The following is a 23400-nucleotide window of genomic DNA, read 5'->3' on the forward strand; positions in this document are numbered from 1 at the left end:
CCTAAGTGGGGTCGCCCTTATTTGAAAAACCACAGCAGAGGAGCTCACAACCATGATTAGACAACTCACAAAAGAAGATCATGCCAAATGTTTTCAGCTGCTAAAAACGAAGCCGGCTGAAAACTTGTTTATTATTGGAGACATCGAGGCGTATGGCTATGAGCAGGAATTTCAGAAGGTATGGGGTGAATTTAATGGAGATGGTGAGCTGATGGCTGTTTTGCTGAAATATGAAGAAAATTACATACCGTTTGCCGCAGGTCCTTTTGATGCTAAGGGGTTTGCAGAAATTATCTCACAGGATTCGGAGTATCGGATGCTGTCCGGGTTACAAGAGATCACAGCACAAATCGAGCCGTATATCGGACGGCAGCTGAAGCGGAAACGAAAGATGTATTATGCAAAATGCACCAATGTTAAACAGGAAAATCAGGATACACAAGTGGTTCAACAGGCCCTGCCGGAAGATGCCGGACAGTTGGTGGAACTGCTCAATCACATCCCGGAATTCGCCGACACTACCATAACGGCAGAACGAAAACGCCGTGGCTTGGAGACCGGTTTTTCACGGACATTTTTCATCAAAGAAGACGGGAAAATGGTGTCCACTGCTTCGACAACGGCAGAAAATTCCCTGTCCGGCATGGTAGTTAGTGTGGCACCCCTAGAAGCTTTTAAGCGAAAAGGATATGCAACCAAGTGTATGGTCAGGTTGTGCAGTAAGCTTCTGAGTGAAGGCAAAGAACTCTGTTTGTTCTATGACAATCCGGAGGCCGAGGCTATCTATAAGCGTATCGGATTTGAGGATATCGGCTTTTGGATGCTGTATTCGTATCGGTGAAAATGGTGGGTGAGGGAAGTTTTTTGAATGGAAATACGGCTTTCCCGGTCCACATTAAATCATCCAATTAGTAATTAACGGTTGACTGAATGATCATTCATATTTATAGTAAAGGTAACGAAACTTTATCTGTCCAATAACATCATTTTGAAATCGCTATCATCTCGCGCCGCACTGCGGCACGTATGCAGTGGTTGGTTTGCTAGTTGAATAGGATTTCAAGCGCACGTATCACGATAGATTACTGCAAAAGGGGGAGCGGGACAGTGGATACATTTTTGCTGATTAATTGGATTGCGTTTATTGCGATCACCATGTATGGCATTTACTTGTTTGCTAAAGTCATAGCTACCAGAGTGGCTTACATCCGGCTGGGGAAGAAGTCCGAGTTTGATAGGGATCTCAAATGGCGTCTCAAGCGCATCGGGAAGATTGTGTTTGGCCAGTCGAAACTGCTGAAGGATAAAAAATCGGGCGCGATCCATGTGATGATGTTTTATGGTTTTATCCTGGTTCAGTTTGGGGCCATTGATATGTTTGTGAAAGGCCTCGTGCCAGGGAATCATTTGCCGCTTGGATTTTTTTACCCGGGATTTGTGTTCTTCCAGGAACTGGTCACGTTAATGATCCTGGTGGCTGTGGCTTGGGCGTTTTATCGCCGCTACATGGAAAAACTTGTGCGGCTGAAGCGAGGATTTAAGGCTGGACTTGTATTAATATTTATTGGAACATTGATGGTGTCGGTCCTGTTCGGGAATGCGATGGCGCAAATCTGGCATGGCCATGCAGCGACATGGACAGAGCCGGTTGCCAGTTTAATAGCGTTAGGCTTCGGTTGGTTGTCTCCGGCCGCGGCGATGGTGCTGTTTTATGTGGCATGGTGGGTACATACCATCACGATTCTGACATTCCTGGTTTATGTGCCGCAGTCCAAGCATGCGCATTTAATCGCAGCGCCGGTCAATGTGTTCTTGAGCAAACGCACACCGGGCAAATTGCAGAAAATTGATTTTGACATGGATGAAGATGAAGAACAGAACGAAGAAGATATTTCTTTCGGAGTCGGAAAAGTGGAAGACTTCGAGCAGCGGCAAATGCTGGATTTCTATGCTTGTGTCGAATGCGGGCGCTGTACTGATGTGTGTCCGGCTTCGGGAACAGGGAAAATGCTGTCACCGATGGATATTATGATCAAACTGCGCGACCACTTGACCGAAAAAGGCGCAGCAATTACCGGAAAAAGCCCCTGGGTGCCTGCTTATGCCTTTGCCGGAGCACAGGGAAATCAGGCGAGTGCAAGCAATGAGGCGGCGGCCACGGTGCAGGACCTCAGCATGATCGGGGATGTTATCACACAGGAAGAGCTTGCCGGTTGTACGACGTGCCGCAACTGTGAAGATGCCTGCCCGGTAAATAATGAACATTTGGGACAAATCATCGACATGCGCCGCTATCTCGTGATGACCGAGGGGAAAATGGATCAAGAACAACAGCGTGCAGTAATGAACATCGAGCGCCAGGGTAATCCGTGGGGGCTTTCAAAAAAAGACCGCATTAAATGGCGTGAGACGGACGAATCGGTGTCTATTCCGACGATTAAAGAACTGAAAAAAGAAGATAAAGACTTTGAATATCTGTTTTGGGTAAGCTCCATGGGTTCCTATGACAGCCGGAGCCAGAAAATCGCGATTGCTTTTGCCAAACTGATGAATCAGGCGGGCGTCAGCTTTGCGATTCTTGGAAACAAGGAAATGAACTCCGGGGATACGGCACGCCGAATCGGGAATGAATTTTTATTCCAGGAAATCGCTGAGAAAAATATTAAAGAATTTGAGAAAAATGGTGTGACCAAGATTGTAACGATTGATCCGCATGCTTATAACATTTTCAAAAATGAGTACCCGGATTTTGGTTTTGAGGCAGAGGTCTATCATCACACACAAATGCTGTATGACCTGGTGATGAATGGCAAACTGAAGCCGCAGCTCTCGATTAATGAGCGTCTGACCTACCATGATTCCTGTTACCTGGGAAGATATAATGGGGTGTATGATCCGCCGAGGGAAATCTTAAAGGCGATTCCGGGTCTGGAACTGGTGGAAATGAAGCGCAGCAAGGAAAACGGCATGTGCTGTGGAGCGGGCGGCGGCCTGATGTGGTCCGAGGAAACGACCGGCAACCGCATCAATGTGGCCCGCACGGAACAGGCTATGGCCGTTGAGCCGACCATGATTTCCAGCGCCTGCCCGTTCTGTCTGACGATGCTGAGTGACGGAACGAAGGCAAAAGACGTGGATGAAGATATCAGTACGATGGACGTTGCGGAAATTTTGGCATTGTCCGTGTTTACGGAAGAAGAAGAGAAAACAGCTTAATAGAAGGAGGGGGGGACATCCCCTCTTTTCTTTAGCATAGAACTTGAGCGAGCGTTCAATCGCAGGGAAAATCACTCAATTTGAAGGAGGATTTTTAATGAGAAAAACAGTAATTGTATCAGGTGCACGGACGCCTTTTGGAAAGTTTGGCGGAGGACTAAAACCATTCACGGCATCACAACTGGGCGGAAAGGCGATAGCTGAAGCATTACAGCGTGCCGGCATGGATGGCGCGGACATTGATGAGGTCATCATGGGAACGGTGCTGCAGGGCGGACAGGGACAGATTCCTTCCCGTCAGGCTGCGCGTGAGGCAGGTATTCCATGGGATGTCAAAACAGAAACCATTAATAAAGTCTGTGCCTCGGGTCTGCGCAGTGTCACATTGGCTGACCAGCTGATTCGTCTGGGTGATGAGGATGTAATTGTGGCCGGCGGTATGGAAAGTATGAGCAATGCGCCATATATTCTGCCGGATGCTCGCTGGGGCAACCGAATGGGTGATAAAAAACAGATCGATATGATGGTCCATGATGGGCTGACTTGTTCGTTTAACGGCGTGCATATGGGCAGTTACGGAAATTTAACCGCAGCGGATCATGAACTGACGCGGGAAGCGCAGGATGAGTGGTCCTACCGCAGCCATCAGCGTGCAGTAAAGGCAATCGATGAGGGCAAATTTGCCGAAGAGATTGTCAGCCTGGAAATTCCGCAGCGCAAAGGGGATCCGGTTGTGGTGGATACAGACGAGGCACCGCGCAAAGACACGACAGTGGAAAAGCTGGCCAAATTGCGTCCGGCATTCGGCGATGATGGCACGATCACAGCCGGCAATGCACCGGGAGTTAATGACGGGGCGTGCGCGTTTGTTGTTATGTCAGATGAAAAAGCGGAAGAGCTCGGCAGAACACCAATGGCAACAGTGCTTGGTCACGCAGAGGTTGCTGTGGAAGCAAAGGATTTTCCGAAAACACCAGGATTGGTGATTAATAAGTTGCTGGAGAAAACCGGCTACGGCAAAGATGATATTGATTTATTCGAGATCAATGAGGCATTTGCAGCCGTTTCCCTGGCAAGCGGCGAAATTGCCGGGGTTGATCCGGAGAAGGTAAACGTCAATGGTGGCGCGGTTGCACTTGGCCACCCGATTGGCGCAAGCGGTGCCCGCATTATTTTGACCTTGGTTCATGAATTGAAGCGCCGAGGCGGCGGACTTGGCATTGCAGCCATCTGCAGCGGCGGCGGCCAGGGCGATGCGGTGTTAGTGGAAGTGCCGAGAGGATAAGAGTTGTTTGGTAGTGTGCAAGGTATGAGGGATTGAAGTGGGTGTGGTGTGGGGTTTTCAGCGCTTTTGAGTGAAACTTCAGCGCAGGCGGGTTCTAAAGATCAGGAGAGAGCGGCTGAGGGTCTGAAAAGATTGATAGAACGGTTTTAAAGATCAAAAGTGGGTGGCTAGATGTCCGAAAAGATGGATAGAACGGTTCTCAAGATCAAAAGTAGGTGGCTAGAGGTCCGAAAAGATGGATAGAACGGTTCTCAAGATCAAAAGTGGGTGGCTAGAGGTCCGAAAAGATGGATAGAACGGTTCTCAAGATCAAAAGTAGGTGGCTGGAGGCTCGAAAAGATGGATAGAACGGCTCACAAGAACAAAAGAAAGCTGCTGAGGAACCAAAAGGATCGATAGAGAAATTCTAGGATCCTCTCAATGAGGAAACTCTAGCGCTCGCCCGCCACCCGCATACGTAAAATGTTACTAAAGGAGGACCCATACATGAAAATTAATAAAGTAATGGTGATCGGCGCTGGACAGATGGGCGCAGGGATTGCCCAGGTTTTTGCCCAGGCCGGTTTTAATGTGCTGCTTCACGACCAGGATGAAGATTCCCTCCATAGAGGAATGCAGAATATTGATAAACTTCTATCTCGTGCGGTGGCAAAAGAGCGTATAACGGAAGCGGAGAAGAAAGAAACGCTGGAACGCCTAACTCCAACCAGCGAATTGCGGGATGTCAGCAACTGTGACTTTGTCATTGAAGCGGTGGTAGAAAATATCGATGTGAAAACAAGGGTGTTCAGCGATCTGGATTCCTATGCACCGGAGCATGCGATTTTGGCTTCCAACACATCTTCTCTGCCAATCACGGAAATCGCAGCTAGCACCGATCGTCCGGATCAGGTAATTGGCATGCATTTTATGAATCCGGTTCCAGTTATGAAATTAGTGGAAATCATCCGCGGTCTGCAGACGAGCGATGCAACGTATCAGGCAATCCAGGCGGTGACGGAACAGCTGAACAAAACGCCGGTGGAAGTAAAAGACTTTCCGGGGTTTGTCTCCAACCGGGTACTGATGCCGATGATCAATGAAGCGATCTATACCGTGTATGAAGGTGTGGCTTCTCCTGAGGACGTGGATACTGTTATGAAACTTGGCACGAACCATCCGATGGGGCCGCTGACCTTGGCGGATTTTATCGGACTGGACACCTGCTTGTACATCATGGAAGTGCTTCAGGACGGATTCGGTGACAGTAAGTATCGCCCGTGCCCACTACTGCGGCAGTACGTTCAAGCGGGCTGGCTCGGGAAAAAGTCCGGCCGTGGCTTTTATCAATATGACTAATCAAACTTGAAGTAAAGGAAGGGGGGCCCCCTATGGATATGAATTTTTCTGAAGAACAGGAAATGATGCGGAAAATGATTCGTGATTTTGCTCAAAAGGAAGTCGTGCCGGAAATTGCGCGGATGGAGGCAGAAGATCGTTTCCCGAAAGAAATCGTTGAAAAAATGGGCGAGCTGGGTTTAATGGGCATCCCGATTCCAGAAAAATATGGCGGCGGAGGGATGGATTATAGTTCCTACATCATCGCGATCCACGAGCTGGCAAAAGTGAGTGCGACACTTGGGGTGATCCTGTCTGTGCATACATCTGTCGGTACCAATCCGATTCTTCACTTTGGCACAGAGGAGCAGAAGCAGCGCTATATTCCAAAACTTGCAACTGGCGAGTATCTGGGGGCATTTGCCCTGACCGAACCGGGCTCAGGATCGGACGCTGCCAGCATGAAAACAACGGCGAAAAAAGACGGCAATGATTATGTGCTGAATGGCTCGAAGGTGTTTATCACCAATGGCGGTTTTGCAGATACATATATTACGTTTGCAAAAGCCGAGAATGGTGTTAGTGCGTTTATTGTGGAAAAAGATGCGCCGGGCCTCGTGATCGGCAAAAAGGAAAATAAGATGGGGCTGCATGGCTCAAGCACGGTGCAACTGAATTTTGACCAATGCCGGATCCCTGCTTCCCAACTGCTCGGTGAGGAAGGTAATGGCTTCAACATTGCTATGGCCAATCTAAATGTCGGGCGCATCGGGATTGCCGCACAGGCGTTGGGGATCGCTGAGGCAGCCCTCGAGCATGCCGCCAGCTATGCCAAAGAGCGGGAGCAGTTTGGCAAACCGATTGCCGCCCATCAGGGGATCTCCTTTAAATTGGCGGATATGGCAACAGAGGTGGAGGCTGCGAAACTATTAGTCTATCATGTAGCGGCCATGGTCGAGCGGGGCCTGCCATGTGGCAAGGAAGCATCGATGGCCAAAATGTATGCCTCCAAAACAGCCATGCGAACGGCGATTGAGGCGGTCCAGGTTTACGGCGGCTACGGCTATACCGAAGACTATCCGGTCGAGCGGTTTTTCCGGGATGCCAAGGTGACGGAAATTTACGAAGGAACAAATGAAATTCAACATATGGTGATTGCAAAACATTTGATAAAAGATTAGGAGGGAAACAGCATGAATTTTCAACTAAGTGAAGAACAGGAAATGCTGCGCAAAATGGTTCGTGATTTTGCCGCGAAGGAAGTGGAACCGACAGCGGCCGAGCGGGACGAGGAGGAACGCTTTGACCGGGAGATTTTTGATAAGATGGCGGAGCTTGGACTGACCGGCATTCCTTGGCCAGAGGAATACGGCGGAATTGGCTCGGATTTTGTCAGCTATGTGATTGCGGTGGAGGAGCTTTCCCGCGTATGTGCATCGACTGGGGTGACATTGTCTGCCCACTTATCTCTGGCAAGTTGGCCTATCTATAAATATGGCACGGAAGAACAGAAGAAAACATTCCTCCACCGACTGGCGACAGGGGAGGCGCTGGGAGCATACGCCTTGTCCGAGCCAGGTTCCGGGAGTGACGCGGCAGCAATGAAAACTACTGCCACTAAGGATGGGGATGACTATCTGCTGAACGGCAGCAAGGTGTGGATTACCAATGGCGGAGTTGCCGACCTTTATCTCGTCTTTGCCAAGACTGACGGGGCTGCTGCTCATAAAGGAATCAGCGCATTTATCGTGGAAAAAGGATCAGAGGGCTTCACATTCGGCAAGAAGGAAAAGAAACTGGGGATCCGTTCCTCACCAACAACAGAGCTGATTTTCGAAAACTGCCGCATTCCTAAGGAAAACATGCTCGGCGCGGAAGGAGAAGGGTTTAAGATTGCCATGACTACTCTCGACGGTGGACGCAACGGCATTGCGGCCCAGGCGCTGGGGATTGCACAGGGCGCGCTGGATGCGGCTGTGGATTATGCCAAAGAACGCGAACAGTTCGGCAAGCCAATCGCTGCTAACCAGGGTATTTCTTTTAAACTCGCGGATATGGCAACAGATGTAGAGGCATCAAGACTATTAACCTACCAGGCTGCATGGCTCGAGTCGGAAGGTAAGCAGTATGGAAAAGCATCAGCCATGTCTAAACTGTTCGCCGGCGATGCAGCTATGCGAATCACAGTGGAGGCTGTGCAGGTCTTCGGCGGCTATGGTTACACGAAGGATTACCCAGTGGAACGTTATATGCGGGATGCGAAGATTACACAGATTTATGAAGGAACGAATGAAATACAGCGGCTGGTTATTGGACGGATGCTGACGAAATAGGTTTGGTTTGAGGTTGTGGATGTGGGCGATTGAGTGTGGTGGTCTGAGGCGAGTGATTCGCCGTGAGATCGGGCGAACACGCAGCGGAATCGGGCGACCTGCACGACAAAACGGGCAAGTCGCAGTCCGAATCGGGCGAACGGACGCCTGAGTCGAGCGAGTGAACTGTTGAATCGCGCTTCCCCGCACATCAAGTCGCGCGAGGAAGCGGCCAAATCGCGCGGTTCCACGCCAAAGTCGCGCGACAACACGTTAAAATCGCGCGCCCAGCTCCACTCAAAGCAACCGCACCCAACCCAGAAAGGATGACACATCCCAATGCAATCAATCGTCGAACGAATTAAACAGCGAGATATACGTGCACTGGCCAGGGCGATCACCATGGTGGAAAATGACCACCCGGAAAAGCTCCAGCTCCTCAGTGAAATTTTCTCACTGGAAAAGCATGCGAGCTATATCGGGATTACCGGTTCACCTGGGGCCGGGAAGAGTTCTCTCGTCAACCGGCTGATCACCCATCTGCGCCAGGAAAATCTAACCGTTGCGGTGATTGCGGTGGATCCGACGAGTCCGTTCAGTGGTGGGGCATTGCTTGGTGACCGGGTGCGGATGAATGAGCATTTTACCGATGAGGGGGTTTATATCCGCAGCATGGCAACACGCGGGAGCCTGGGCGGGCTGGCGCGGGCAACCAAGGATGCCATCCGAATTTGCGATGCGTACGGGTTTGACGTCGTACTTGTGGAAACCGTCGGGGTTGGGCAATCCGAGCTGGACATTATGAAAATGGTAGACACCACCGCCCTTGTGCTTACGCCGAACAGCGGGGATGTGCTGCAAATTTTCAAAGCGGGGATCATGGAAATTGCCGATTTATTTGTGATCAATAAGGCGGATCTCCCAGGTTTCAGTAAATTAAAAGGATTGGTGCGCGAACTTATCAAAGTTACCGCCCCCGGTGACCACAAACCAGCGATTGTCAAAACCATTTCCACCGAACACCAGGGAATCGATACGTTATGGGAGAAAATCAAGGAACACCAGGACTATCTGTATGGAACTGCTGCAGGGGAAAAAAGACGAATCAGACAGCAAGAACTGGAAGTCTATGAACTGATCCGGGAAGAGATCTGGCGAGAAGTAAAGGAATTCATGGAAGCACATCCGGACGCGGCGCACATTGCAGCGGACAGTGACCCATACCGGCTGGCATCCGAATGGTTTGCAAAATGGAAAAAGGAGGGGACCTCACGAGGCCATGGAACAGAATAAAATCCTTACCTCCGTAAAAGACCGGGAATTAATTGAGAAGCGGCGCAGCCAGATGATCAAAGGGGCGATCACGCTGTTCAAGGAAAAAGGCTTTCACCGCACGACCACGAGAGAAATTGCCAAGGAATCCGGTTTCAGCATCGGCACGCTCTATGAATATATCCGCACCAAAGAAGATGTGCTTTTTCTTGTTGTGGACTCGATTCATCACCAGGTACGCGGTCAGCTGGAAGCGAAAATCAACTTCGAACAGCCGTCTGTGGAAAATTTCATCACTGTTTTGGAGTCGTACTTCTGGTTAATGGACGACATGCAGGAAGAGGTGCTGATCCTCTACCAGGAAGTCAAATCACTGAAAAAGGAATCAAGGGAATATGTGCTGCAGAAGGAACGGGACATGGTGAGCATGCTGGAACGGGCAATCGTCAGCTGCCTGCCATTTGAAATGACGAGACAGGATGTGCAGCTATTGGCAAATAATATTTTTGTCCAGGGCCAGATGTGGGGATTCCGCCGCTGGATGCTGCACAGACAGTTTACCCTTGAGGAATACATCGACAGGCAGATCCATTACCTGCTGAAAGGGCTGGAGATTCCGCCCAGCACATCGGAAGGCACTCGCTGACGCAGAATTTTCGTTCAGCCAAAAGAAATGAGCTTCACAGGGAGGAGTTTGTGAAATGGAAAATACAGTATATCAGCCGAAACACCCCGTCCGCTTTGTAACTGCCTCCAGTTTATTTGACGGACATGATGCCTCGATCAACATTATGCGGAGGATTATGCAGGCAAGCGGGGCAGAGGTTATTCATTTGGGACATAATCGCTCGGTGGAGGACGTCGTGCATGCGGCGATTCAGGAGGATGTGCAGGGCATTGCCATCTCCTCTTACCAGGGCGGACACGTAGAATATTTTAAATACATGGTTGACCTGCTGAAAGAACTCGGCGCACCGCATATCAAGGTATTCGGCGGCGGCGGGGGAACGATTATTCCGCGGGAAATCAAGGAGTTGCACGACTATGGCGTCGCCTGGATCTTTTCCCCGGAAGATGGCAGGAAATATGGTCTGCAGGGGATGATCAACAAGATCCTCGAACAATGTGATTATATTCCTCAGGTCGATCTGGAAAAAGACCGGGAGCAGTTGCTCGGCGGGAAGCGCAAGGCGATCGCTAAATTCATTACCTATGTGGAAAACAAGGAAGTTGATCAGGAGGAGAAACAGCGGGTGCTCGACGAACTCAGGGAAAACACGCAGACGACTGCTCCAGTTCTCGGGATTACCGGAACCGGCGGAGCGGGAAAAAGCTCGCTGACCGATGAGCTGATTCGCCGGTTTCTCAATGAAATTCCTGATAAAAAGATTGCCGTTATCTCGATTGACCCGACGAAAAAGAAAACGGGCGGGGCTTTGCTGGGCGACCGGATTCGCATGAATGCGATTTTCAATGAGCGTGTCTACATGCGCTCGCTGGCGACTCGTGGCTCCCGGGATGAACTGTCCGGTGCGCTTGAGGACGTGATTGATGTGGTCCGGGCAGCCGGCGTTGATTTTATTATTGTGGAAACAAGCGGAATCGGCCAGGGCGACGCTGCGATCACCGATGTCACCGATCTCTCGATGTATGTGATGACAGCGGAATTCGGTGCCCCATCGCAGCTTGAGAAAATTGATATGATTGATTTTGCCGATTTTGTCGTGATTAATAAATTTGAACAAAAAGGCTCGGAGGATGCCCTGAATCAGGTGCGCAAACAATATGAGCGCAGCCATATGCTGTTCAAGCAGGACAAAGAGAAATTCCCGGTTTTCGGCACGATTGCCAGTCAGTTCAATGATGCAGGGATGAATGCACTGTTTGCCTCCCTGATTGATACGTTGGATGAAAAATTCGGCTGGAATCAGGATATTGGCTTTGAGCGCAATGTGATTGCCGAGAAACAGAATATGATCATTACTAATGAGCGGCGGCATTACCTAAGGGAAATTGCCCAGCATGTGCGCGGCTATCATGAAAATACGAACAAACAGAGCGAGATTGCCCGCAAGCTGTATCAGCTGGAAGGTGCGAAAGAAGCATTAGAGGATGAACAGACACTTGAGACGATTGATCAAACGATTGATCAATATGCCGAACAGCTTGAACCACGGGCGAAAAAGCTGTTGGATGGCTGGGAAGAGACGAAGGAAAAGTACAGTCAGGAAACAATGACATTCCCTATTCGCGATAAGGAAATCGAAATGGATATCGTGACAGAATCCATCTCCGGGCTGAAAGTTCCCAAAGTGGCGTTCCCGAGATATCGGGATTGGGGGGAGCGGCTCACTTGGCTGCTGAAAGAAAATGTTCCAGGCTCCTTTCCGTTTACGGCCGGCGTTTTCCCGTTTAAGCGCAAAGGGGAGAATCCGACGAGGCAGTTCGCCGGCGAAGGGACACCAGAGCGGACGAATCGCCGTTTCCATTATTTATCCAAGGACGGGGATGCTAAACGCCTGTCTACCGCATTTGATTCGGTGACTCTGTACGGGGAAGATCCTGCACCGCGACCGGATATTTACGGGAAAGTCGGGGAAAGCGGAGTCAATATTTGCACGCTGGAAGATATGAAGAAGCTGTACGACGGATTTGATCTGACCCATCCGACCACGTCTGTGTCGATGACGATCAATGGGCCGGCGCCGATTATTTTGGCTATGTTTTTCAATACGGCGATTGATCAGCAGCTTGCCAAATTTAAGGAAGAGAATGGCCGGGAACCCGAGCCTGCGGAACATGAGCAGATTAAAGAGGAGACGCTCGCTGTCGTGCGCGGGACCGTGCAGGCAGATATTTTAAAAGAAGACCAGGGGCAGAATACCTGCATCTTCTCGACCGAGTTTGCCCTGAGGATGATGGGTGACATTCAGGAGTACTTTATTGATAAAAAGGTCCGCAACTATTATTCGGTGTCGATTTCCGGCTATCACATTGCAGAAGCCGGCGCCAATCCGATTACCCAGCTGGCGTTTACCTTGGCAAATGGCTTTACGTATGTGGAGTATTATTTGAGCAGGGGCATGGATGTGAATAAATTTGCCCGGAATCTGTCGTTCTTCTTCTCCAACGGGCTGGATCCGGAATATACGGTGATCGGCCGGGTGGCACGGAGAATCTGGGCGATTACGATGCGTGACAAATACGGTGCGAATGAGCGCAGCCAGAAGCTGAAGTATCATGTCCAGACGTCCGGACGCTCACTGCATGCACAGGAGATTCAGTTTAACGATATCCGCACGACTTTGCAGGCGCTGCTTGCGATTCAGGACAATACAAATTCGCTGCACACGAATTCATATGATGAGGCAATCACGACACCGACAGAAGAATCGGTGCGCCGGGCGATGGCGATTCAGATGATCATCAACAAGGAATTTGGCCTGACGAAGAATGAAAACTCGCTGCAGGGTTCGTTTATTGTGGATGAACTGACAGATCTGGTGGAGGAAGCGGTGCTGGAGGAATTTGAAAAAATGAATGACCGCGGCGGCGTGCTTGGTGCGATGGAGCGGCAGTATCAGCGCGGAAAAATCCAGGAAGAATCGCTTTATTATGAAGGCAAAAAGCATTCCGGCGAGCTGCCGATTGTCGGGGTCAACACCTATTTGAGCCCGAACCCGCCATCAGAGGAAGATATCGACTCAATGGAACTGGCGCGCGCTTCCCAGGAGGAAAAAGAGCATCAAATCAGTGAACTGCACCGGTTCCAAAAGACGCATGAGGATGCGACAACAGAAGCACTGAACCGTCTGAAACAGACAGCAGCCTCAAACGGCAATATTTTTGCTGAACTGATGGAAACCGTAAAAGTAGCCAGCCTCGGGCAGATCACCACCGCATTATATGAAGTGGGCGGCCAGTACAGAAGGAATATGTAAACTTGAGCGGAAGGAGCTGGCACAGCGCCGGCTGCTTCCTTCTTTTTTTGATTAGATGTTTTTGTTTCGTAGTTGATGGAAAAATGTAACTTAGAGCGTGTCGATTTCTACTCAGGCGGTCGCTCAAGTCAACCATCTACTAAATGAAAAGTTGCTGTTAGATTAAAAAGCACCACCTTTTCCGGGGCGGCAGATCAGATTCGACAAAATTCGGGAAGTGACAGGCACTAAAAAGAGACCGCCCGACTGGCATAATCCATTTGTATTTGTTTATAATGTAAGGTATGATTTACTGAACATATTGGGAATAACGAATAACTAGAGAGGCAGCTGAGTCATTTTCCGTCTGCCGCTTAAACTTATGAGTAAAGGGAGTGCGTGACCGTGAGCTTGAAGGACTACAGCCACGAAGAGCTGAAGAAAACGTCTATGCTGGAATTGGCGAGCCTTTTGCTGCTAGACGAGAAAAAGGCGATGAACTTTAACGATATCTTTTCCCGGGTTACAGAAATAAAAGAATACAAGGACGGGGAAAAGGAAAATAATATTGCACAGTTTTACACCGATATGAATGTCGATGGCCGGTTTATGACAGTCGGTTCCAACATGTGGGGGCTGAAGCGCTGGTACCCGGTGGAACAGATGGATGAAGATATTGTTTCCGAACCGAAGAAAAAGAAGAAGAAAAAGAAAAAAACTCAGACCAAGGCCGCCAATAAGGATACAGACAAAAATCAGGAAGAAGAAGAAGAGTTAACGCTAAACGCGGAAGAGCTGGATATTGTCGATGAGGATATCGATGAAATGGTCGATGAGCTGGATGACGATGATTTTGATGACGAAACGGATGACGACGACTACACCGATGATTCCGAAGACGATGAAGACGAGGAAGAAAAGCAGTAAGCGAGAGGTGCTTGACTTTTCCCCCCGCTATCAGTACAATTTTATTTGGGCTCTTTAAATCCAAACACCAAGCGTTTCCCCAAGTTCGGGGAGGCGCTTTTATTATTTTCAGGAAAGAAAGATATGGTATTCAAGAAATCATACAACTTTCACAAAGAACCGTACAAACTAGGAAACAGGAGAAAAACAGAAAGAGGGATGCGTAGTGACGAAGTATATTTTTGTAACGGGCGGGGTGGTATCCTCCCTTGGTAAAGGGATTACTGCTGCTTCACTTGGGAGGCTCTTGAAAAACCGGGGATTGAAGGTAACCATCCAGAAATTTGACCCCTACATCAATGTCGATCCGGGGACAATGAGCCCTTATCAGCACGGAGAGGTTTTTGTCACCGAGGACGGGGCGGAAACCGATCTCGATTTGGGGCATTATGAACGTTTTATAGATATTAATTTAAATAAATACTCCAATATCACGACCGGGAAAGTTTACTCCAGTGTCATCCGCAAAGAGCGGCGCGGCGACTATCTGGGCGGCACGGTGCAGGTGATTCCACATATTACCAATGAAATCAAGGAACAGGTTTTCCGCGCCGGGGAAGCGACCAAAGCAGATGTGGTCATAACTGAAATTGGCGGAACGGTCGGAGATATTGAGTCACTGCCATTCCTGGAAGCAATCCGGCAGATTAAGAGTGATGTCGGCAGAGACAGTGTCATGTACATTCACTGTACCCTTGTACCGTACATCAGCGCAGCCGGGGAAATGAAAACAAAACCGACTCAGCACAGTGTCAAAGAGCTGCGTTCCCTGGGGATTCAGCCGAATGTTGTGGTGCTGAGAACCGAGCATGAAATCAGCCAGGGCATGAAAGAGAAAATTGCGCTGTTCTGTGATATTAATGAAGATGCGGTCATTGAAATGCGCGATGCCGATGTACTGTATCAGGTGCCAATTTCTCTGCAGGAGCAGAAGCTTGATCAGCTGGCGTGCGACAAACTTGGTCTGCACTGCCAGGAAGCGGATATGGCAGAGTGGAAAAATTTGGTGGATCGGGTTCGTACACTTTCCAAAAAGATCGACATCGGACTTGTCGGCAAGTATGTGGAACTTCCGGATGCCTATCTGTCCGTTGCGGAGGCACTGAAACATGCCGGCTATTCCTATGATACCGATATTAATATCCACTGGATCAATGCGGAAGAACTTGATAAGGATTCGATCACAAAAGAACTGCAGCATGTGGACGGCATCCTTGTGCCAGGCGGGTTCGGCGACCGCGGGATCGAAGGGAAAATCGAGGCGATTCGTTATGCTCGGGAAAATCAGGTGCCGTATTTGGGTATCTGTCTCGGCATGCAGCTGGCAACAGTGGAATTTGCCCGCAATGTGCTCGGGCTGGACGGGGCGCATTCTGCGGAAATTGACCCGCAGACACCGCATCCGATTATCGACCTTTTGCCGGAACAGAAGCATATTTCCGACATGGGCGGCACGTTGAGACTTGGCTTGTATCCGTGCCGGCTGAAGGATGGCACCAAAGTGAAAGCAGCCTATGACGGGGCGGATATGATTGAAGAACGCCACCGCCACCGCTATGAATTTAACAATGAGTACCGGGAACAAATGACCGAACACGGCTTTATTTTCTCCGGGACAAGCCCGGACGGCCGGCTGGTGGAGACGATCGAAAATCAGGATCATCCATGGTTTGTCGCGAGCCAGTTCCACCCGGAATTCACTTCCAGACCGACAAGACCACAGCCGCTGTTTAAAGGGTTTATTGGAGCGGCCGTGGAGTATCAGGAAAAGAAATAGATTGATTTGATAGAGAGCCGGATAGTGGCCCGCAGGCAATTGCTGTGGTTACTTATCCGGTTTTTTGTGTGATGAATTTGGCGTGAGAGCGGTGCATCATTCAGCGAAAGAGCAACCCTTGCGACACAAAGGATTTCCTTACTCCTGGCAAAGCGCCATCACTTTTTTTCTCTTTCTAGCAGGAAAATCTCACTCCTCTGTCGAATGTAAAACATGGGGTCACTTCTTCATCTGAGGAGGATTATCATGGAAGCAGATATACTAGTAGTGGATGACCAGCCCGGGATCCGATTATTGCTGAAGGATCTTTTAACAAATGAAGGACACCGGGTATTAACCGCAAAGACAGGAAAAGAAGCATTAGATCTAATCTATTCTCATTCGTTTGATTTAATTTTTATTGATTACAAATTGCCGGGTCTAGACGGGTTTAACGTGCTAAAAAAGCTGGAAGGAAAAAACCGTAATATCCCGGCCATTCTCATGAGCGGGATGGTGCTGCCGGGGGAAGAAACCATGCAGCTGAAAAACGTCATAGCAGTTATCGCCAAGCCATTTAATGTATATAATATAGTGGAAATTGTGAGATCAGCTACCAGATAGATTACCATGGCTTCTGTTTGCGCCTTTTTAAGGAAATAAGAAACCATAAAATTTAGGCGTTATTAATATCACTTTCAACAATGGCCACATCCGGCTCCAGCGCCCAGCAACTAGCAAACTTCACACTTCTCCACTACGATAAGTCAACATCGGCTCGTTAGGTAAAGGAAGGCCGGCTAAGTTCGGCCTTTGCGGCCAACGCCGGCATACCCCTTTTGCAGGGGCATGTTTCCTTTATCTCATTGCTGAGAGGGGAAGTTCGATTAAAACCGCCGCTATGCGCGGCAACATCGAACCACCTGGCATGGCCAGGCGCAGTTTGTACGTTGCTACGAAGCACAGGACGTGCGAGTACAGGCGTTGCCACAGGATGTGACGTTCTTAGCCTGTAAGGGCGCTTGCGCCTTTGTTCTGAAGTTGGTATGCTATTACAGAAGGAAAACTATTTACAGCAGATGATTCGTTTCATCGAAGGAGGACATACAACAATGCCATTGGTATCAATGAAAGAAATGCTGGAGTCTGGCAGGAAAAATGGTTATGCGGTTGGCCAGTTCAACCTGAATAACCTGGAATACGTCCAAGCCATTCTTCAGGCAGCAGAAGAAGAAAAATCACCGGTCATCCTTGGTGTTTCGGAAGGTGCCGCAAGATATATGGGCGGCTTTAAAGTCGTCGTTACGATGGTTAAATCTCTGATGGAGGCATATGGCACAACGGTTCCAGTGGCAATCCACCTAGACCATGGCTCAAGTTTTGAAAAATGTGCGGAAGCGATTCATGCGGGATTCACGTCTGTAATGATTGATGCATCTCACGCCCCATTGGAAGAAAATATTGCCACCACCAGCAAAGTAGTGGAACTGGCGCATATTCACGGGGTTTCCGTAGAGGCGGAACTGGGAACTGTCGGCGGCCAGGAAGACGATGTTGTGGCAGAAGGCGTGATCTATGCCGACCCGAAAGAGTGTCTGGAACTGGTAGAGAAAACGGGCATTGATTGTCTGGCACCGGCGCTTGGTTCGGTTCACGGTCCTTATAAAGGAGAGCCAAACCTCGGTTTTGAAGAAATGAAGCAAATCCACGATACCATTGTGCTGCCATTGGTGCTTCACGGCGGTACAGGCATTCCAACAAAAGATGTGCAGCATGCCATTTCTCTAGGTACAGCTAAAATCAATGTCAATACAGAGAGCCAGATAGCTCAGGCGAAAAAGGTCCGCCAAGTGCTGGCAGAGAAACCGGATTTGTATGATCCTCGCAAATACCTGGGACCTGGCACAGAAGCAATCAAGCAAACCGTCATCGGCAAAATGCGTGATTTCGGTTCATCTCATAAAGCATAAATATACTTAGGCAAAGGGTAATCAACTAACAAGGGGGATATACACATGAAGTTTTTTGTGGATACAGCGAACATGGTTGAGATTCAAAAGGCACATTCGCTTGGGCTTCTGGCCGGTGTAACCACCAATCCGAGTCTTGTCGCGAAAGAAGGGGCAGATTTTCACGAGCGTCTTGGCGAAATTACCCAGGTCGTTTCCGGCTCTGTCAGTGCAGAAGTGATTGCCGAAGATGCGGAGGGCATGATCGCAGAGGGCAAAGAACTGGCTGCCATCGCTCCCAACATCACGGTTAAAGTGCCAATGACACTGGAAGGTTTAAAAGCAGTGAAGGCATTTAGTGATCTGAATATCAAAACAAATGTCACACTGATTTTCAATGCCAATCAGGCACTGCTCGCCGCACGGGCTGGCGCTTCCTATGTGTCTCCTTTTCTCGGCAGGTTGGATGATATCGGTCATGACGGCATGGACTTAATTGCAGCCATCGCCGAGATCTTTGACCGGCACAAAATTGGAGCCGAGATCATTGCTGCGTCCATCCGGCATCCGCTCCATGTCCAGCAGGCAGCCTTGAATGGCGCGCATATTGCGACCATTCCCTACAAAGTTTTAGAGCAGCTGGTCAAGCATCCATTAACCGACCAGGGAATTGAAAAGTTTCTCGCAGACTGGAATAAACAAGTGTAATTGCATATAATTGGAAAAAACGCAGAGACTATAATAGAAGATTAGGCTGAACCGGGGATGCCCCATCAGCTGTATCTCACTACTTCACGGGAAAAGTCATAACACCCAAAAAGCGGGGTTTTACTATGCAAAAAATGGTAATTGAAGGCGGTCATAAATTAAACGGAAAGATTCGCATCAGCGGAGCAAAAAACAGCGCTGTTGCGTTATTGCCGGCCGCGATTTTAGCTGATTCCGATGTCACCATTGATGGGCTTCCGGAAATTTCCGATGTATACACACTTGGGGATCTTTTGGAGGAAATCGGCGGAACGGTCAACTGGGAGGACAACCAGACCGTTCATATCGATCCTGCCAATATGATCGCTATGCCGCTGCCGAACGGAAAAGTGAAAAAGCTGCGTGCTTCTTATTACTTTATGGGCGCGATGCTTGGAAAGTTCAATAAGGCGGTGATCGGTCTGCCGGGCGGCTGTTTTCTCGGCCCCCGTCCGATCGACCAGCACATCAAAGGCTTTGAGGCACTCGGAGCAGAGGTGACCAATGAGCAGGGTGCGATCTATCTCCGGGCCAAGGAGCTGAGGGGCGCGAGAATTTATCTCGATGTCGTCAGCGTCGGGGCAACGATTAACATTATGCTTGCCGCGGTGAAAGCAAAAGGCAAAACTGTCATTGAAAATGCTGCCAAAGAACCGGAGATTATTGATGTGGCGACACTCTTGACAAGCATGGGCGCAAAAATTAAAGGTGTCGGCACGGATGTTATTCGGATTGAAGGGGTGCCTACCCTGAACGGATGCAACCATACGATCATTCCCGACCGCATTGAAGCGGGGACGTACTCCATCGCAGCAGCGGCCCAGGGCGAGCAAGTGCTGATTGACAATGTCATTCCTCAGCATTTGGAGTCTGTTCTGGCCAAACTCCGGGAAATGGGTGTCTCCATCGAAGAAAGTGATGAGCAGCTGCTGATCACTCCAGGCAAACAGCTAAAAAGTGTCGACATCAAAACACTGGTCTATCCAGGTTTTCCGACCGATCTGCAGCAGCCTTTTACTACTTTATTAACCAAAGCGGTCAACACAGGGGTCGTGACGGATACGATCTATTCTGCAAGGCTTAAGCATATTGATGAATTGAGGCGGATGAATGCCAACATCAAGGTAGAAGGTGGATCGGCCATTGTTTCCGGACCAGTCCAGCTGGAGGGTGCCAAGGTGACAGCGAGTGATTTGCGCGCAGGTGCTTCTCTCGTGATTGCCGGCTTGATGGCGAAAGGACTGACCGAGTTAACGGGACTTGAACATGTGGATCGCGGCTATGAAAAAATGACCGAGAAGCTGACAAACCTCGGGGCTCATATTTGGCGTGAAGAAATGACCGATCAGGAAATCGTCCAGTTTCAAAATTCCTGATGTGGTCTGAATGACGTCCCCCGCAAACAGTTGTAGCTTTCACAATATCTATAAACTGCGACGTAAACGATGTGGTTTATGATCGCCGCTGCGGAAAGCGAGGGGTATTTCCGCAGCGGTGGTCTATGTCGCCGTTTCCATCAACTACGAAATAAAAAAAGAACCATCCAAACGAATTACCTTCTGTTTCGACCTATAGATATTCCTTTTGGGATGAGGAAATTTATCAATGGAAAGGGAGAGGGTACGATGGAAAGAAGTTTGACGATGGAATTAGTCAGGGTGACGGAGGCTGCGGCGCAGAAATCAGCTCGCTGGATGGGCAGAGGCAAAAAGGAAGAAGCGGATGATGCAGCAACTACAGCCATGCGGGATGTATTTGACACAATTCCGATGCAGGGAACAGTGGTGATCGGCGAAGGGGAGCGCGATGAAGCTCCGATGCTTTATATCGGCGAAGAACTGGGCACCGGTCAGGGACCCGGCGTTGATGTCGCGGTTGATCCGCTTGAAGGCACCGACATTGTCGCTCAAGGATCCTGGAATGCTTTAGCGGTGATTGCAATTGCCGACAGAGGCACACTCCTGCACGCCCCGGACATGTACATGCAGAAAATTGCCGTCGGTCCGGAAGCAGTTGGCAAAATTGATATCAATGCATCCACTTATGACAATCTGCAGGCGGTGGCAGCGGCTAAACATAAAGATATAGAAGATGTCGTTGCTACCGTGCTTGACCGGCCGCGTCACGCCAAACTGATTGAAGAAATCCGTGAGGCCGGCGCCCGAATCAAGCTGATCCCTGCAGGCGATGTGGCAGCGGCGATGAACACAGCTTTTGATGACACCGGGGTAGATATTCTAATGGGCATCGGCGGCGCTCCCGAGGGAGTGCTTGCAGCAGCTGCCTTGAAATGCCTGGGCGGCGAGATCCAGGGCAAGCTCGTCCCGTCCACCGATGAGGAAATTGCCCGCTGTGAGAAAATGGGCATTACCGACCTCAACCGGGTATTTTACATGAATGACTTCTGCAGCGGCGATGATGCAATTTTCGCTGCAACAGGTGTCACAGACGGTGAATTATTAAAAGGTGTGCAGTTCAAGGGTAACAAAGCAACGACCGAAACCATCGTCATGCGCGCCAAAAGCGGCACTGTGCGCTTCATTGACGGTAAGCACAGTCTTCAGAAAAAACCGGACCTTGTGATCAAGCCTTAACTTAAAGTATAAGGAAAGAGAAGTTGCGGCTTCTCTTTCCTTCATTTATAAAACATACACTTAAACTCCCAGCAATTGTCAATAAACCACTCCAATCTTTTCCAATTCAAGATTCTAGCAAAAAATTAAAAATAGAGTTGAATATTCGCGCCTGAAAGAGTAAGATGGGTATATGTTTAATATCCAGACAAGTTGGCTACGCTGAATACAACGTTCTAAAGCAGGCTTAACTTCCAATCTAGCTTCTGTAACCAGCTTCATTTCTCCAAAGACAACTCTCCACATTAAAGGGGAAGACTCATTAATTTACATTAGGATGCGGACAAAAAATAAATAAGCGTGGTGATTTTAATGGATGAGTTAACAATCTCTCATTTAGAAACATTAACATTGAAAGAATTATATGCATTGGCTAAAGACTTCAAAGTATCCTATTATGCAAAATTGACGAAAAAAGAATTGATTTTCGCTATCCTGAAAGGGCAGGCAGAAAAAGACGGCTATCTTTTCATGGATGGCGTGCTGGAAATTATCCCGTCAGAAGGCTTCGGTTTCCTAAGGCCGATTAACTATTCTCCGAGTGCGGAGGATATTTATATTTCCGCTTCGCAAATTCGCAGGTTTGATCTGCGTAATGGGGATAAGGTATCGGGGAAAGTCCGCCCCCCGAAAGAGAATGAGCGTTATTACGGCCTTCTCCATGTAGATGCTGTCAATGGCCAGGACCCGGATTCCTCAAAGGATCGGGTGTATTTTCCTGCGCTGACGGCGCTATATCCGGACCGGCTGATGAAACTGGAAACAGAGGACCGGAATCTTTCCACCCGGATTATGGATATGATGACACCGGTGGGATTTGGCCAGCGCGGCTTGATTGTCGCACCGCCAAAAGCCGGTAAAACAATGCTGCTGAAGCAAGTGGCCAACAGCATTTCCAAAAATCATCCGAATGCAAAATTGATTATTTTGCTGGTAGATGAGCGTCCGGAAGAAGTAACGGATATCGAACGCTCGGTACACCCGGATGTTGATGTTGTCAGTTCCACTTTTGATGAAGTGCCGGAGAGTCACATAAAAGTATCCGAGCTCGTCCTGGAGCGCGCAATGCGGCTGGTCGAGCATAAACGGGATGTCATCGTGCTGATGGACAGCATTACCCGGCTTGCCCGGGCGTACAATTTGGTTATTCCGCCAAGCGGCCGGACCCTTTCTGGCGGGATCGATCCTGCAGCATTCCATCGTCCTAAGCGGTTCTTCGGGGCTGCGCGAAATATTGAAGAAGGCGGAAGTTTCACCATTCTGGCCACAGCGTTGGTTGAGACGGGCTCACGTATGGATGATGTGATTTATGAGGAGTTCAAAGGTACCGGAAACATGGAGCTGCATCTTGCCCGCCATCTGGCAGAGCGCCGTATTTTCCCGGCGATCGATATTCTGCGCTCCAGCACACGAAAAGAAGAACTGCTTGTGGATAAAGGGCAGCTGGATAAAATGTGGGCCATTCGCAAAACGATGCAGGATTCGCCTGATTTCCTTGAGCGCTTCCTCCGCCGTCTGCGTTCTTCGAAAAATAACGAGGAATTTTTCCAATCCATGGAAGAGGAAATGAAACGAAAAGGGATGAAACACTAGGCTTAAGGCAGAAAAGGGGATATTTTCCGCTCTGATCCATTTTATTCTATTGCATTCTAATCCCTTGACTGTTATAATCTTTCTATGTGAGTTTTGATAGGTAAGAGCGCCTGTGACATCTCTTACAATAACTCTGTTTCCTAAGGACTCAGGGCAAAAAGGAGTGGAAAGACATGAAAAAGGAAATTCATCCGGAATACAGAAAAGTTGTATTTCTTGATACAAGTTCAGACTTTAAATTCTTGACCGGTTCTACACAATCGTCTGAAGAAACGATTGAATGGGAAGACGGAAACACCTACCCATTGATCCGTGTAGAAATCTCATCAGCATCCCATCCATTCTACACTGGCAAGCAAAAAGCAGACAAAGTCGGCGGCCGCGTAGACCGATTCAAGAAGAAATATAATATGAATTAAAAAGCTGAAACAACT

Annotated in this window: 18 protein-coding genes; all 18 read left to right on the plus strand. The window is 49.1% G+C overall.

The window, feature by feature from the left end; all coding sequences use genetic code 11:
* Positions 1–52: 52 nt before the first annotated feature.
* Positions 53–841, plus strand: coding sequence for a GNAT family N-acetyltransferase (locus CEG13_RS00745; RefSeq protein ID WP_100009855.1), 789 nt, complete (start codon positions 53–55; stop codon positions 839–841).
* A 266-nt stretch (positions 842–1107) separates the two neighbouring features.
* Complete coding sequence (locus tag CEG13_RS00750; RefSeq protein ID WP_100009856.1) at positions 1108–3216, plus strand: (Fe-S)-binding protein; 2109 nt, start codon at positions 1108–1110, stop codon at positions 3214–3216.
* A gap of 97 nt (positions 3217–3313) precedes the next feature.
* Positions 3314–4501: an acetyl-CoA C-acetyltransferase gene (locus tag CEG13_RS00755; protein WP_100009857.1), complete on the plus strand. Its 1188-nt coding sequence runs from the start codon at positions 3314–3316 to the stop codon at positions 4499–4501.
* A 486-nt stretch (positions 4502–4987) separates the two neighbouring features.
* Positions 4988–5839 carry a 3-hydroxybutyryl-CoA dehydrogenase gene (locus CEG13_RS00760; RefSeq protein WP_100009858.1) on the plus strand — a complete coding sequence of 284 codons (852 nt, stop codon included), beginning with the start codon at positions 4988–4990 and terminating at the stop codon, positions 5837–5839.
* Between the two features lie 32 nt (positions 5840–5871).
* Positions 5872–6999, plus strand: coding sequence for an acyl-CoA dehydrogenase (locus CEG13_RS00765; protein ID WP_100009859.1), 1128 nt, complete (start codon positions 5872–5874; stop codon positions 6997–6999).
* A gap of 12 nt (positions 7000–7011) precedes the next feature.
* Entirely contained in the window at positions 7012–8151 is a 1140-nt protein-coding gene (locus CEG13_RS00770) for an acyl-CoA dehydrogenase (RefSeq protein ID WP_100009860.1), read from the plus strand.
* Between the two features lie 318 nt (positions 8152–8469).
* Complete coding sequence (meaB, locus tag CEG13_RS00775) at positions 8470–9423, plus strand: methylmalonyl Co-A mutase-associated GTPase MeaB (protein ID WP_100009861.1); 954 nt, start codon at positions 8470–8472, stop codon at positions 9421–9423.
* Positions 9410–10048, plus strand: a complete 639-nt coding sequence (locus CEG13_RS00780) for a TetR/AcrR family transcriptional regulator (protein ID WP_100009862.1) — start codon at positions 9410–9412, stop codon at positions 10046–10048. Before meaB ends, CEG13_RS00780 begins: the two co-directional genes overlap by 14 nt.
* 55 nt (positions 10049–10103) lie before the next feature.
* A complete protein-coding gene (icmF, locus tag CEG13_RS00785) occupies positions 10104–13343 on the plus strand; it encodes a fused isobutyryl-CoA mutase/GTPase IcmF (protein ID WP_100009863.1) in 3240 nt (1079 codons plus the stop codon).
* A 384-nt stretch (positions 13344–13727) separates the two neighbouring features.
* Entirely contained in the window at positions 13728–14249 is a 522-nt protein-coding gene (rpoE, locus tag CEG13_RS00790; RefSeq protein WP_100009864.1) for a DNA-directed RNA polymerase subunit delta, read from the plus strand.
* Positions 14250–14454: 205 nt separating this feature from the next.
* Positions 14455–16065, plus strand: coding sequence for a CTP synthase (locus CEG13_RS00800; protein ID WP_100009866.1), 1611 nt, complete (start codon positions 14455–14457; stop codon positions 16063–16065).
* A 246-nt stretch (positions 16066–16311) separates the two neighbouring features.
* Positions 16312–16668: a response regulator gene (locus CEG13_RS00805; protein WP_100009867.1), complete on the plus strand. Its 357-nt coding sequence runs from the start codon at positions 16312–16314 to the stop codon at positions 16666–16668.
* Positions 16669–17156: 488 nt separating this feature from the next.
* On the plus strand, positions 17157–18014 hold the full coding sequence (locus CEG13_RS00810; RefSeq protein ID WP_100009868.1) for a class II fructose-bisphosphate aldolase: 858 nt from the start codon (positions 17157–17159) through the stop codon (positions 18012–18014).
* A 45-nt stretch (positions 18015–18059) separates the two neighbouring features.
* A complete protein-coding gene (fsa, locus tag CEG13_RS00815; protein ID WP_100009869.1) occupies positions 18060–18701 on the plus strand; it encodes a fructose-6-phosphate aldolase in 642 nt (213 codons plus the stop codon).
* Between the two features lie 125 nt (positions 18702–18826).
* Positions 18827–20116, plus strand: a complete 1290-nt coding sequence (locus tag CEG13_RS00820) for a UDP-N-acetylglucosamine 1-carboxyvinyltransferase (RefSeq protein ID WP_100009870.1) — start codon at positions 18827–18829, stop codon at positions 20114–20116.
* 249 nt (positions 20117–20365) lie between these two features.
* Positions 20366–21334, plus strand: a complete 969-nt coding sequence (gene glpX, locus CEG13_RS00825) for a class II fructose-bisphosphatase (RefSeq protein ID WP_100009871.1) — start codon at positions 20366–20368, stop codon at positions 21332–21334.
* Positions 21335–21685: 351 nt separating this feature from the next.
* Positions 21686–22966 (plus strand): transcription termination factor Rho, encoded by a 1281-nt coding sequence (gene rho / locus CEG13_RS00830; RefSeq protein WP_100009872.1) that lies wholly within the window; start codon positions 21686–21688, stop codon positions 22964–22966.
* Between the two features lie 173 nt (positions 22967–23139).
* Positions 23140–23385 (plus strand): type B 50S ribosomal protein L31, encoded by a 246-nt coding sequence (locus CEG13_RS00835; RefSeq protein ID WP_100009873.1) that lies wholly within the window; start codon positions 23140–23142, stop codon positions 23383–23385.
* Positions 23386–23400 lie beyond the last annotated feature (15 nt).

The organism is Lentibacillus sediminis (genome assembly GCF_002763455.1).
GTDB lineage: Bacteria > Bacillota > Bacilli > Bacillales > Amphibacillaceae > Lentibacillus_D > Lentibacillus_D sediminis_A.